Origin of the sequence: Nocardia sp. FBN12, from assembly GCF_050320175.1 — a bacterium.
In the GTDB taxonomy this organism is placed as follows: domain Bacteria; phylum Actinomycetota; class Actinomycetes; order Mycobacteriales; family Mycobacteriaceae; genus Nocardia.
This window is the reverse complement of the sequence record NZ_CP190048.1, coordinates 2,172,582-2,185,331: the sequence shown is the minus strand read 5'-3', so window position 1 is coordinate 2,185,331 and position 12,750 is coordinate 2,172,582. Positions and strand designations below refer to the sequence as shown.

The following is a 12,750-nucleotide window of genomic DNA, read 5'->3' as shown; positions in this document are numbered from 1 at the left end:
AATCCTGGCTCGAGCGAACCGCATTCGCCCACTCACGACGGTGCGCTGAGAGACAACTCACTCGATGTGCTGGACGGCCGATCACCCTGGGCGGACCATGGAGGCATGGACGAGGGTCGAAACGAGGCAAGGCGCGCCGCGGCCGAGGCCGAGATCAGCAAGCACGGCCGACTCGTGCGCGGCCCCCGCGACGGCAAGCTGCTCAGCGCCGGCATGCTGCCGTTCTTTCGCCTCCGTGCCCCGCGCGGCTACGGGATTCTCACAACCACGGGACGCAAGACGGGCCTTCCGCGCCCGAAGTGCGTACGGATCTTTCGCGACGCCGATCGGGCGTACCTGGTCCAGTTGATGCCGCCGCATGTGACGGTTCAGCAGCCGGATGCGGTCAATGCCTGGCTGCTCAACGTCCGCGCCGACCCACACGTCACGGTGCGGCTGACCGACGGCACCTTCAGCGGAACCGCCAGGGAGATCACCGACCCGGCCGAACTCGCCACCGCCCGCGCCCTGCTGTGCGACACCGTCGTGCTGGTGGACTTCGGCGAATGCACCCTTCACCTGCGCGGGATTCCCTCGCGGACGAAGATCCGCGAGCTACACGAGTACTGGTTCGACACCGGTCGTGCCGTAGCCATCGATTTGGCGGTCTAGCCGAAGCCCTCCTCTGTCCGTGCTGGTGAGTTGTCGTGTCGTGCGGACATGGTGGGAGGTGAGGCGTGAGTATATGGACGGAGTCGGACACATGGTTAGATGCGCATATCTACGTAACTACATGAAGAAATTGTGAAAGGCTCCAGCTTCGCCGCTCCGCCCTAATTCCCCCGCACAACCACCTCGATGTCGCACACTGATCGCACTCCCCTTCTCCCTAGCCCGCCAGGAGTGCCATGCCCTCCCCCACTGGTCGCCGATTCCTCGCCACGGTCGCCCTGGCTGCGGCCGCGCTGCTCGCGACCAGCCCCTCCCCCGCCCTTGCTCGGCCACCCGCGCCGGCTCAGCTGGCACCGCTCGGACCCGAATTCCTCTGGGGCGTGGCAGCTTCCGGCTTCCAGGCCGAAGGCGATGCGCCGGACAGCAATTGGCGCCGCTATGTCAAATCCGGGACCACCGCCGACCCCTACCTGAACTCGGTCGACTTCCGGAATCGCTACCGCTCCGACATCGCCCTCGCCGCGAAACTCGGTGTGCGCGTGTACCGCATCGGCATCGAGTGGGCACGCGTCCAGCCGCGACCCGGCGTCTGGGACGAGGCAGCGCTCGCGTTCTACGACGACGTCGTCGGCGCTATCACGGAGGCGGGGATGCGGCCGATGCTCACTCTCGACCACTGGGTGTATCCCGGCTGGGCCGCCGACCGCGGCGGGTGGCGCGATCCGGAGATCGTCGCGAACTGGCTGTCCAACGCGCGCCATGTCGTCGACCGATACGCCGGCGCCGACCCGTTGTGGGTGACATTCAACGAGCCGACGTTCTATCTGGTCAACGATCTGCGCCACGGAGGTATCGCCGCCGCCGACGTCCTCACCATGGGTGAGCGAATCATTCAGGCGCACAACAGCATCTACGACTACATCCACGCCGTGCACCCGGGCGCCCAGGTCACCAGCAATGTCGCCTATATCCCCGCCGTCGACGACGCGGTCAGCGGATTGCTGCTCGACCGGATCTCGGCACGCCTGGACTACATCGGCATCGACTACTACTACGGCCTGTCCCCCACTCAGCTGCACATCCCCGATCCCGACAAACTCTGGACGATTCCGCTGCAACCCGAGGGCATCTACTACGCGCTCGACCACTACGCGCGAAAGTTCCCCGGCCGCCCGCTCTACATCGTCGAGAACGGCATGCCCACCGAGAACGGACGCCCCCGCGCCGACGGCTACACCCGCGCGGATTCATTGCGCGACACCGTGTATTGGTTGCAGCGCGCGGTCGCCGACGGCATCCCACTGATGGGCTACAACTACTGGAGCCTCACCGACAACTACGAATGGGGTTCCTACACAGCACGTTTCGGCCTCTACACGGTCGACGTGCTGACCGACCCGACCCTGACCCGCACCCCCACCGACGCGGTCGCGGCATACCGCGCGATCACCGCGGCGGGCGGCGTCGGCCCCGACTACCGACCGACGCGCCCCGTCGCCCCGTGTTCACTCGTCGACGGGCTCGCCAGTTGCGCCGATCCGGTGTCGGTCCCTCGGTAGCGGTTTGAAGAACCGATGGTTGCTCTACACTCGGGCGGGTGTCGAGCACAGCGTCACACCCTTCCAACGCCGTGAGCGGCAGGCAGGCCCGATGGCAGCCGCACAACGACAGCCGCCGGGAGCGGATCGTGCTGGCCGCGGTCGAGCTGATCGAACAGGCGCCCGCCGGTGTCGAGGTGCCGATCATCCAGGTCGCCGAGCACGCCGGGCTCGCGAAATCGGTGGTCTACCGGCAGTTCGCCGGTCGCGACGAGCTGGATCGCCGGATCAGGAGCGAGATCGCCGACCGTTTCGTCGCCGACATCGAGGACGCGCTCGACATCGCCGAGGGCTCCATCCACGAGATCCTGGTGCGCACGATCGGCGGCGTCGTCACCTGGATCCAGGACCATCCCCGGCTTCACGAGTTCCTGCGGACGGGTCCGTCGGAGGCCGATCCCGATATCGATGCGATGAGCGCGCTGATCGCCACCATCGCGGGGTCGACCAGAGCGCTGGTCACCGGACTGGCCGGGGTGGTCGGGGTAACCGACGAGGCCTCGGCCGACACGATGACCTTCGCCATCGTGTCGATGACCGAGGCCACCGTCACCCGCTGGGCCAACGACCCGAACCCGGCACTCACCAGGGACCAGCTGATCGAGGAGGTCGCCTCCTACGCCTGGCACGTGGTCGACGGCGTCGCCCGCCGCCACGGCCTGAACCTGGACCCCGACCAGCAACTCACCGAGATCATCACGCAGCTGATCGCCGGCGACTGAGCCGCGGGCGATTCGCTCAGGCGGCGCGGCGCGCGCTGCGTTCGGGCTCGCTGCGGTAGCGCGACACGGGCCCGTCGATACCGAACTTCCGCCACAGCCACTTGGCGGTCGGGTTCATCAGGCCGAGATCGGTGGCCAGTTTGCGCATATCGCCGAAGTAGCCCGACAGGATCTGCTGGGAATGCTCCGACTTCCAGAACGCCTGCTCGATGACCTCGCGCGGAATATCGAACTCGCGCTCGAACGAACGCGGCGGTGCCATGATCTCGCTGACCAGCCAGCGCATCGCGATCGGGAACGCCACCGAGCAGACACCACGGTTGAACTTGCCCATCCGCCCGATGTGCGCGGTGAGGAAATCCCCGGCGAAGGAGATGTGGCGCGCTTCCTCGGCGATGTGAATCTCCATGGTGCGCAAGACCATCGGCGGCAGCGACGCGCCCTCGCGGATCATTGCCTTCTGGTAGTGGTCGATCGGTTCCTCGCCACCGAGGATGCCGATGAACAGGATGGTGTGGGCATAGCCGCCCGCGACTCCGATCAGCGGGGACAGCGCCCGAAACATCGGCCGCATCCCGGGCACGTCGACGTCGATGCGGTTGACCAGCTCCTGGAACATCTGGATGTGGTTGCACTCTTCGGTCATTTCGTGCAAGCAGTACCGAAACTCCGGCGAGCCGTTCGGCAGCTTCATGATGTATTGCATCATTCCGCGGATCAGGATGCTCTCGAAGGCGGCGCCGACCTTGATCGAATTGGCTGTGCGCCATTTGCCGATCGCGATGCGCCGGTCGAGCGGTTGATCGCGGTACCACTGCGTGGCGCCGAGGGGATCGACCTCCGGTGAGAGAACCCACCGCACATCGTTCGGGTCAAGGGCGAGCTCGGGCGAATCCCAGTCGATATCGAGGTAGGGATCGAAATGACGGTCGACAGAACCCTGTGACAGGGTTGCCAGCGCCTCTCGGTACTCCTCGGTGATGGGTCCGCCACGGCTCGATTCGGTCAGCGTCATCGGTGCCTCCTCGGTTCGCGTCGGGCGTGCACGACGCTGTTAGCGCCGTCACACCGTTACCCCAAGAATAACTGAGACCGTCAGTCTCATACAACCCTGACTCGATAACGTTTCCCGCGTCCTATTCGACGAGCAGAACCACCAGCTGACGCGCCAACTCGCCGTCACCGGGACCGCCGAGCCAGATCAGCGGTCGCCGCTGGTCGAGATGGTCCAGCGCTTCGGGCAGGGATACGTACACGCGATCGGCGCGGACGACACACACCTGCGGCACGGCCTCGGAGACAGCAGGCCCCCCGTCGACGTCGAGTGCCAGCGAGCCGGTCGACGCGTCACCGGCCACCGCATCGCGCACCACCGCGTCGCCGGGCTCGGCCGAGTCCGAGCCGCTGTGTACGACCTGATGACCTGGCGCACCGGCCCAGTGGTCCAGCCACGCCGGGCCCGGCTCCACCGCCGCGAGCACCGTCTGCACGCTCATGCCGTAGAGCACGTCGGCGACGGCGGCGGGCAGGCCCGCGATGTCGACGGTGCGCACCAGCGAGCCGTGCTCGCGCAACCGGTCGACGAACCGTTCGAGCACCTCGGCCCGCTCGGCCGGATCCACGATCGCGTGCCTGCCTGCGGATCGACGCATGGGTACCCGGCGCTCGTCCTCGGGCAGGTCGAGCAGCCCGTCACGGACTCTGCGCAAGATCTCCTCGCGGGAATTCACTCGGGCACTCTCCTTAGTTGGCGACGCCGATGTCGCCGTTCACACATTCCTCTCCCCACATACCGCGGGAACTCTTCAGATCGCTACCGTACCGACCGGTCCACATGGTCCGGGCGCGGCACGACGAAGCCGAGCAGGTGCAGTAGCTGGTCGACATGCAAGTCGAAGATCTCGGCGCGATCGGCGAAGGTGTCGCGGCCGTACATGTCGAACACGTCGAAGTTCACCGCGCCGAACAGTGTGGTCCACGCGGTAAGGGCGGCGGCGATCACCCGATCCGGGGTGGCAAGGCCGAACTGCTCGCGGACCGTCACGAAATCGGCCGCGGTACGCGGGGAGATTGCGGGGTCGGCCCCGGGGACGTCGAGCCGGCCCTGGCGGTAGGCGCTGTCGATGATGCCGAGCAGGATCGCGATCACCCGGATACCCGGCGCTTCGGTGTCGTCGGCCGGGGCGGCGTAGCCGGGGACAGGTGTGCCGAAGAGCATGCCGTACCAGGCCGGTTCGGCCAGCGCCCATGCCCGCACGGCCCGTGCGGCGACCCGGAAACGGGTCGCGGGATCCTCCGGCGCGTCGATCAGTGCCGCGTCGACGGCGTCGCCCAGCGCGTTGTAGCCGTCGACCACCAGCATGGTCAGCAGTTCGTCACGGCTGCGGACGTACCGATACACCGCCGACGAGACCACGCCCAGATCGCGGGCGACCGCGCGCAACGACAATGCCGCGGCACCCTGTGTGGCCAGATGCTCGCGGCCGATGCGTTTGATGTCGGCGATCGTCTGCGCGCGGGCCAGTGCGCGCGGACCCGGCCGGTCGGAGCTCATCGTCCGATCATCGCGCACTCGCGGCGCGGGCCGGGTCCCGGCGTCCGGCCGTGTCGTCTTCGGCGGCGGCGCGTTCGATCTCGGCGGCAAATGTCGCGCCGCCGACCGCCCAGGCCATCGCGAGCAGTCGGTCGCGGAAGCGGCTCAGGTCTACGCCCACCCCTTCGCCGCCGTAACCGGTGCCCGTCGCATCGCGGACCGTGGACACCACGTCGTCGGCGAGATCGGCGATGCGTGACTGAATCAGTGTCCGCAAGACCCCACTGAGCGTGATGTCGATACCGACGTCGTAGAGGACGAGTGCGGCTTTGAGCATCGTGCGGTCCGCGACGAACCAGTGTTGGCCGCGCCGTTCCAGATATCCGGCCGCGACGAGTTCGGTGAGCACATCGGTGCCACGCTCCCCCAGCATGGCGACCAGCTCGGCATCGTCGACGGAGGACGAGCGTTCGACGGACTGTCCCGCGCGCGGATCGAACAGCGTGCGCCAGTCGCCGGCCTGCGGTTCGGTCTCGAACACCTCGCGGATGGCGTCCAGCCGTAGCCCGCGCGCCTGCATGGCGACGATGTCGCGCAGCCGGTCCACATGCTCGTCCGAGTAGACGACTTCCTTGCCCGCGCGACCGGGTTTCGGCAGCACGCCCAGCGAGTGGTAGTAGCGGATGGTGCGCGACGCCACGCCGCTGACGTCGGCGAGTTCCGCTCGGGTGTATCGGGCCACCCGACCAGCATAGGGCGAGCCGGAACCTACGTTGACAGCTCTGGCTGTCGCCATTAGCGTTACCCGCGTCACTGCCGACACCGATCGAGGAGCTCCCCCATGCCCGAGCGCACCACCGATTTCGACGTTCTGATCGTCGGCTCCGGCTTCGGCGGCAGTGTCACCGCACTGCGCCTGGTGGAGAAGGGCTACAAGGTCGGCGTCATCGAAGCCGGCCGCCGCTTCGCCGATGACGAACTGCCCAAAACCAGTTGGGACCTGCGCAAATTCGTGTGGGCGCCCAAGCTCGGCTGCTATGGCATCCAGCGCATCCACCCGTTGCGCGACGTTCTGATCCTGGGCGGCGCCGGTGTCGGCGGTGGTTCCCTGAACTACGCCAACACCCTCTACGTGCCGCCGGAGCCATTCTTCCAGGACCCGCAGTGGCGCGAGATCACCGATTGGCGCACCGAGCTGACGCCCTATTACGAGCAGGCGAAAAAGATGCTCGGTGTGGTGACGAATCCCCACATGACCCCCGCCGACGAGATCTTCAAGGCCGTCGCCGAGGACATGGGGGTGGGCGAGACCTTCGTCCAGACGCCCGTCGGCGTGTTCTTCGGTACGCCGGGCGAGACCGAGGCCGACCCCTACTTCGGTGGTGCCGGTCCCGAGCGCACCGGCTGTGTGGAATGTGGCGACTGCATGGTCGGTTGCAAGTTCGGCGCCAAGAACACCCTGGTGAAGAACTACCTCTATCTCGCCGAAAAGGCCGGCGTACAGGTCATTCCGATGACCACGGTGTCGTCGTTGCGACCACTGCCGGACGGCACATGGGATGTGGCCACCGAGCGCACCGGTGCCTGGGTGCGTAAGGCACCCAAGACCCTGACCGCCAAGCATGTCGTGCTCGCGGCGGGCACTCTCGGCACGCAGAAGCTGCTGCACGCGATGCGCGACGAAGGCTCGCTGCCGAACCTGTCGGACAAGCTCGGCCTGCTCACCCGGACGAATTCCGAGTCCATCGTCGGCGCCGCGACCAAGACGCTCGGCCCCGACCAGGACTTCACCAAGGGTGTCGCGATCACCTCGTCGATCCACCCCACCCCCGACACGCACGTCGAGCCGGTGCGCTACGGCAAGGGCTCGAACTCGATGGGCATGCTGCAGACGCTGATGGTCGACGGTGGCGGACGGGTGCCGCGGTGGCTGCGATTCCTCGGCCTGGTGCTGTCCAATCCCCTGATCTTCCTGCGCTTCATGAGCGTGAAGAACTGGAGCGAGCGCACGATCATCTCCCTCGTCATGCAGCACCTGGACAACTCGATCACCACCTACACCAAGCGCGGGCTGTTCGGTGGTCGCAAGCTGACCTCCAAACAGGGCCACGGACAACCGAACCCGACGTGGATCCCGGCGGGCAACGATGTGACCCGCCGGGTCGCGGAGAAGATCGGCGGCGTCGCCGGTGGTACCTGGGGTGACGTGTTCAACGTGCCGATGACGGCGCACTTCCTCGGCGGTGCGGCGATCGGCGCGGACCGCGAGCACGGCGTGATCGACGCCTACCACCGCGTGTACGGCTACCCGACGCTCAGCGTCGTCGACGGTGCCGCCGTGTCGGCCAACCTCGGTGTCAACCCGTCGCTCACCATCACCGCGCAGGCCGAGCGCGCGGCCGCCTACTGGCCGAACAAGGGTGAAATCGACACCCGTCCCGAACAGGGCGCCGGCTACACCAAGATCGCCCCGGTTCGACCCAACCAGCCAGCCGTGCCCGCGAGCGCACCCGCCGCACTGGTGCTGCCGATCGTCGAGATCCGCAGCTCGGAGAAGACCGCAGGCTGATTCGACGTCATCAGGCCCCGGCCTCGCGGTCACCCACCGCGAAGCCGGGGCCGATCCCGTTCCCGGCCACGTAGCATCGGTACGGACGACGGGAGGACCTGCGATGTCGGTGCTGGTTCTGGGCGGATACGGAACGGTCGGCGCGCATCTGGTGCGCTTGCTGCGCGCCGAAGGAGTCGCCGTGCAAGCGGCGGGGCGTGATCCCGCCAGGGCGGATCAGGTGGTCGACCTGCGCGACAGCGCCGGTGTCGACGTGGCCATGGCGGGGGCGACCATCGTCGTGAACTGCGCAGGCGCGGAGGACATTCGGTTGGCGAGGGCCTGCGCCGCTCGCGGGATCCCGTTCGTCGACATCTCCGCGACGTCGGACTATGTGCAGGCGCTCGAAGATGTCGACGGCCCCGTGGTGCTCGGCGTCGGGTTGGCTCCCGGCTTGACCACCCTGCTGGCCGTCGACGCGCTCACACACCACCGCGGTCAAGTCGACATCATGATCGGCCTCGGCTCCGGCGAAACCCACGGCCCCGCCGCGACTGCCTGGACCTATCGGCTCCTCGGCAGGCGCTTTCCCGACGCCGACGGCACCAGCATTCTCAATTTCACTGGGCGGCAACGCTTCTCAATACCTGCGGCTGCCGCCTACCGACCGTTTCCCGCCTTGCGCGCCGACTTCGCCGATCAGCACCGCCTCACCCGCGAGTTCGGCGTCCCGGTGCGTACCTACCTGCGCCTCGACTCCCGGCTCGCCACCCTCGGTCTGGCGGCTCTCACCTGGGCGCCGCCCCTGCAATCGCTGTCACCGGCCCATATGCCGGGTGGTAGTGACCGCTGGGTCGCGCTCGCCCGGTCTGCGGACGGATCGATCAGATCGGCGAGCGGTCGTGGACAATCGCTGGCTACAGCCGTGATCGCCGCTGTCACGGTTCGGGCGCTGATCCGGAATCCGGTCGCCGTGCCGACCTGGATCCACCAGCTTCTCGCGCTCGACGACATCGGTCACGACCGTCTCGCAGCCGATATCCGGTTCGACCGCTCCTGACAACTCCGGCCAGAGCTGTGCGAGAAGGTATCTCGAACGTGCTCAGAGTGCGTTGATCCGGGCGAGTGCTTCGAAAGCCACGTCGCCCGCGTGCCACAACGCCGTGATCTCCGCGCGGATCGTGGGTGCGAGAACAGGGTCTTGCAAGGCAAGGCCGTTGGTGAAGATCACCGTGTTCGCGCCGAGGTCGGCGGCGATGAGCAGCTGTTCGGTGGCGACCCCCGCGCCGAACAGCTGGTCGAGCCCCTCGCCGACGAAATAGAACCGCCATAGTGGGCCGAGGTCGGCGCCGTAGGCCGCCTTGGTGCGGTCGATGATCACGTCGCCGACCGCCGCGATGCCGGCGACGATCTTGAAATAGTCCGCCGCGTTCTCCGGCCTGCTGCCGACAGCTGCCACCGAGTAGGTCAGGTCGACGGTCAGGTGCGCGTTGTAGCCGGCCATAGCGGTGCGGGCGCGCGAGGCCCCGCAGTCCTGGGCGAGTGAGAAATAGTGCGCCCATTGTGGTTCCACGATCCCGCCGGTGAATTCGGCATGCAGATTGTCGAGGAATCGGCGCAGCAGTTCCGAGCTGATCGCGTGTGCGTACTCACTGTTCGCGAACGCCGCCGGGTCGCGTTGCATCGGCATCACCGCGGCGTACTCGACGCCGTCGAGCCCGATCGCGAACAGTCCACGCAGGTCGCGATGTTCGACGAGAATCTCGGTGATCCGGTGGTGGCGAGCCACCGCGTCCTCGAGCCGGTCCAGGCTGTCGGCGCCGGAGATCGCCGAGGTGTCCGACAACCGCACGATGTCGGCGATGTCGGTCTGCGACAGGGTCGACCCGCAAGCCGTGTCCCGGACCGCACCCTGGGCCGGGCCTGCGGGCAGAACCAGTGCCACGACGGCGGCACAGGCGGCTATTCCACTGGATACGCGCACGCGCCGATTCCACCATCTCTCGGCGTGATTCGCGCATCGACGGTCCGATGGGCGTGTCGGCCACACAGCTTTGGCGGTGGCGCCGAAGCCGCTCAGACCAGGCGCAGGCTGTTGATCATCTTCTTGGCTTGCTCGGCGGTGAGTTCGCCGGTGGTACCTCGGTCGACGAGGATGGTCATCACGAGCGCGGTGTTGGCGGCGTTGCGGAAGCCGAAGGTGTAGACGGAGTACGCGTTCGCGGTGCAACCCGGGACCGTCGGGGTCCACGCTCCCGAGGTTTCCACGAACTGGCCGCTGACTCCGCTCTGGGTCTTCAGCGACGTCGGGGTGCTCAGTGTGCCACCGCTGGGATCCGAATACCCGCCGCCCGCAGAGATTTTCGCGACCGATTGGGCTGCGGCACCCAGGTCGGTTTCGGTGGTCGAGGTGACGGCGGCCATGGCGCGATAGACCGAGCCGGGGCAGTAGTCGGCCCCCTCGGTCGCCTGGCCGCGCCCATTGACGGTCCCGGCCGCGGTGCTGAACGACATCGGGTCGGAGTCGGCGTGGATCGTCCAGGCGGAGGGGACGTCGTAGGCGACGCGGTAGATGGGGATGAGCACCCCCTTCGACCCGGGCGCCAGCGGTGCGGTGCTCGTGCCGGTCAGCGGACCCGTCTTCGTGGTGGTCGTCGTGCTCGCCGCGGTGGCGGATTCATCGGACGATGCGACCGAGACGGCGACCGCGACGGCCACCCCGATCACCAGCACGACGACCACGGCGATGACCGCGATGATCGCGCCCGATCCTCCGCTACGCCGCGGCGGCGGCGAATATTGTTGCGGCGCGGGCGCATAACCGTACGGCTGCTGGCCGTACCCCGGCTGGGCGAATGGTTGTTGGCCCGTTCCGAATTGCTCTCCATACGGCTGATGGCCGCTCCCCGGCTGGGACGCGTACGGTTGCGCGCTGCCCGCCGGCGGGGCGTAGGGGTCCTGCCCGATCCCGGTTTGCCCGAACGGTTGCTGACCGGTCCCCTGCTGCGCATAGGGCTGCTGCCCGGTCCACGGCTGCCCGACCATCGGCGGCGGCGCGACCGGATGCTGTCCGCTACCAGGCTGCCCCGTCCCCGGCTGTTGCCACTGCGGTTGATTCCCGGTGCCGGGTTGCTGCGCGTACGGCGGCTGCCCCATCGCCGTCTGCCCGAATACTGTCGGCGGCGCGACCGGATGCTGTCCGCTACCCGGCTGCCCCGTTCCGGGCTGTTGCCACTGCGGCTGATTCCCGGGTTGCTGTCCCGATGGCTGCTCACCCGTCCCGGGCTGCGCGAACACAGTCGGCGGCGCGACTGGATGTCGGCCGCCGCTGCCAGGCCGTTCGACCGCCGTCGAGTCGGCCGACTGTTGCGCGCCGTCTTCCGGGCGCTCGGGTGGGTTGCTGGGCGACCGCAGGAGGGTCGGATCGGCGGGAGATTGGGCGGGGTCGGGGGTGGGACCCGACATTCCGGGAGCCTCCCACCACCGATCACTGTCGTTTGCCACGTCCGGAGTCCTTCCTCGCCCTCTGACGCTGCGACCGTCGAGCGGGCCGCATTCGGTCAGATCCACTCTCAGCGTAACGGCGAATCAGCTCGGCCGAGAACTCGAAAACCGTGCGGATGGCACCTGTTCGGCACACTGGCGCCCCGCGCGGCTCGGTGGCAACATCGCCGCCGACACACCATCGACTGATCCAGCGACAGCGACCTCGACGCCATGCGGGATCCGGCTCAATCCCCGGTCGGCCCACCGGCGGTGATCAGGTTCGCGGCCGCCACCGTCGCCGCACCCAATTCGTTCAGCGCCCCGGCCGACAACCGGGTATCAGGGCAGCTGACAACCGCGGCCACGACAACACCCTGGCGATCGCGGACCGGGGCCGAGAGGGTGACGACCGCGTTCTCGGAACCGAGTTCGTCGGGGAGATAGTCGATGGTGATCAGTTCGGTGATGACCGAACCCAGCTGGGCGCGCAGTGCCGCCGTGATCGGTGAATCACGCAGGCCCGCCAGTACTTCCAGCATCGGGGTCGATTCGTCGACGAGCCGTTCGACGGAGTAGCCCCTGGTGCGGATCTCGTCGAGTACGAGGGCCAGTCGCGCGCGATGGGCCGGATCCGCCCTGGCCAGCCAGGCCTCCTGCACGGATTCGGTTGCCCAAGCGACGAATTCGCGGCAGACGGGCGGCGCCAACGGAAGGCGGCGTCCGGCACGAATCCAGCCGGCCGACGGATGCCCGACGACCTCGGTGACCACGATGCTGTCGCCCGCTCGCTCGGCGAGGAACACCGGCACCTCGGCCCGCTCGGACAAGGCGCGCAGATGCGGAACAGCGGTGCGCCGCAGCGGAAATGCCGCTTCGGCCCGCTTCGCCACGGTCAGCAGCCGCAACCCGATGCCGTAGCAGCCCTCATCGTCGCGCACCGTCCAGCCATCGGCGGTGAGCTGGGTGAGCACAGCATGCGCGGTGGCACGGGAGAGCCCCGCTTCGCGCACGATGCGGGCCAAGGACAACCGTTCGGTGGCATGGCGCGACAGCAGCTCGAGGACCTTGACCACGCGCTGAGTCGGCGGCGACGCGGCACCAGGAATGTCGGCATCGCCCATCGAATCCGGGGTCACCTCTTGACCGGCGCGCGCGGCCCGGCTTACTGTTGGTGTCACAATACCGAACAATAGCGTCGAATATTCGACAACG

General features: G+C 67.7%; 12 protein-coding genes. 5 read left to right on the top strand and 7 right to left on the bottom strand.

What is annotated here, in order from left to right:
* The first annotated feature begins 105 nt into the window (after positions 1–105).
* From ACQHI0_RS10650 to ACQHI0_RS10640, 3 genes are all read left to right on the top strand, one after another.
* Positions 106–651 carry a nitroreductase/quinone reductase family protein gene (locus ACQHI0_RS10650; protein ID WP_427907775.1) on the top strand — a complete coding sequence of 182 codons (546 nt, stop codon included), beginning with the start codon at positions 106–108 and terminating at the stop codon, positions 649–651.
* Between the two features lie 236 nt (positions 652–887).
* Positions 888–2,210, top strand: a complete 1,323-nt coding sequence (locus tag ACQHI0_RS10645; protein WP_427907774.1) for a family 1 glycosylhydrolase — start codon at positions 888–890, stop codon at positions 2,208–2,210.
* A 38-nt stretch (positions 2,211–2,248) separates the two neighbouring features.
* Positions 2,249–2,971, top strand: coding sequence for a TetR/AcrR family transcriptional regulator (locus tag ACQHI0_RS10640; RefSeq protein WP_427907773.1), 723 nt, complete (start codon positions 2,249–2,251; stop codon positions 2,969–2,971).
* Between the two features lie 16 nt (positions 2,972–2,987).
* On the opposite strand, the gene ACQHI0_RS10635 is transcribed toward ACQHI0_RS10640, so the two are convergent.
* The 4 genes from ACQHI0_RS10635 to ACQHI0_RS10620 form a co-directional block, all read right to left on the bottom strand.
* Positions 2,988–3,986, bottom strand: a complete 999-nt coding sequence (locus tag ACQHI0_RS10635) for an AurF N-oxygenase family protein (protein WP_427907772.1) — start codon at positions 3,984–3,986, stop codon at positions 2,988–2,990.
* Positions 3,987–4,107: 121 nt separating this feature from the next.
* Positions 4,108–4,701: a hypothetical protein gene (locus ACQHI0_RS10630; protein ID WP_427907771.1), complete on the bottom strand. Its 594-nt coding sequence runs from the start codon at positions 4,699–4,701 to the stop codon at positions 4,108–4,110.
* A gap of 83 nt (positions 4,702–4,784) precedes the next feature.
* The gene (locus ACQHI0_RS10625; protein ID WP_427907770.1) at positions 4,785–5,525 is read right to left on the bottom strand and encodes a TetR/AcrR family transcriptional regulator; all 741 of its coding nucleotides are present in this window, start codon (positions 5,523–5,525) and stop codon (positions 4,785–4,787) included.
* A 7-nt stretch (positions 5,526–5,532) separates the two neighbouring features.
* On the bottom strand, positions 5,533–6,246 hold the full coding sequence (locus tag ACQHI0_RS10620; protein ID WP_427907769.1) for a MerR family transcriptional regulator: 714 nt from the start codon (positions 6,244–6,246) through the stop codon (positions 5,533–5,535).
* 99 nt (positions 6,247–6,345) lie between these two features.
* On the opposite strand from ACQHI0_RS10620, the gene ACQHI0_RS10615 reads away from it, so the two are divergent.
* Both ACQHI0_RS10615 and ACQHI0_RS10610 read left to right on the top strand, forming a co-directional pair.
* Positions 6,346–8,073 carry a GMC oxidoreductase gene (locus tag ACQHI0_RS10615; RefSeq protein ID WP_427907768.1) on the top strand — a complete coding sequence of 576 codons (1,728 nt, stop codon included), beginning with the start codon at positions 6,346–6,348 and terminating at the stop codon, positions 8,071–8,073.
* A 103-nt stretch (positions 8,074–8,176) separates the two neighbouring features.
* Entirely contained in the window at positions 8,177–9,112 is a 936-nt protein-coding gene (locus ACQHI0_RS10610; RefSeq protein ID WP_427907767.1) for an NAD-dependent epimerase/dehydratase family protein, read from the top strand.
* Between the two features lie 42 nt (positions 9,113–9,154).
* Here ACQHI0_RS10610 and ACQHI0_RS10605 read toward each other — a convergent pair whose 3' ends face one another.
* The 3 genes from ACQHI0_RS10605 to ACQHI0_RS10595 form a co-directional block, all read right to left on the bottom strand.
* A complete protein-coding gene (locus tag ACQHI0_RS10605) occupies positions 9,155–10,036 on the bottom strand; it encodes a DUF5995 family protein (RefSeq protein ID WP_427907766.1) in 882 nt (293 codons plus the stop codon).
* A gap of 92 nt (positions 10,037–10,128) precedes the next feature.
* On the bottom strand, positions 10,129–11,556 hold the full coding sequence (locus ACQHI0_RS10600; protein ID WP_427907765.1) for a hypothetical protein: 1,428 nt from the start codon (positions 11,554–11,556) through the stop codon (positions 10,129–10,131).
* Positions 11,557–11,783: 227 nt separating this feature from the next.
* A complete protein-coding gene (locus tag ACQHI0_RS10595; RefSeq protein ID WP_427907764.1) occupies positions 11,784–12,716 on the bottom strand; it encodes an IclR family transcriptional regulator in 933 nt (310 codons plus the stop codon).
* Positions 12,717–12,750: the final 34 nt, after the last annotated feature.

What these genes read in the sequence shown, in the direction of transcription:
- ACQHI0_RS10615 (WP_427907768.1), top strand. Translation starts at nt 6,346, where the DNA reads ATGCCCGAGCGCACCACCGATTTCGACGTTCTGATCGTCGGCTCCGGC.
- ACQHI0_RS10645 (WP_427907774.1), top strand. Translation starts at nt 888, where the DNA reads ATGCCCTCCCCCACTGGTCGCCGATTCCTCGCCACGGTCGCCCTGGCT.
- ACQHI0_RS10610 (WP_427907767.1), top strand. Translation starts at nt 8,177, where the DNA reads ATGTCGGTGCTGGTTCTGGGCGGATACGGAACGGTCGGCGCGCATCTG.
- ACQHI0_RS10625 (WP_427907770.1), bottom strand. Translation starts at nt 5,525, where the DNA reads ATGAGCTCCGACCGGCCGGGTCCGCGCGCACTGGCCCGCGCGCAGACG.
- ACQHI0_RS10635 (WP_427907772.1), bottom strand. Translation starts at nt 3,986, where the DNA reads ATGACGCTGACCGAATCGAGCCGTGGCGGACCCATCACCGAGGAGTAC.
- ACQHI0_RS10650 (WP_427907775.1), top strand. Translation starts at nt 106, where the DNA reads ATGGACGAGGGTCGAAACGAGGCAAGGCGCGCCGCGGCCGAGGCCGAG.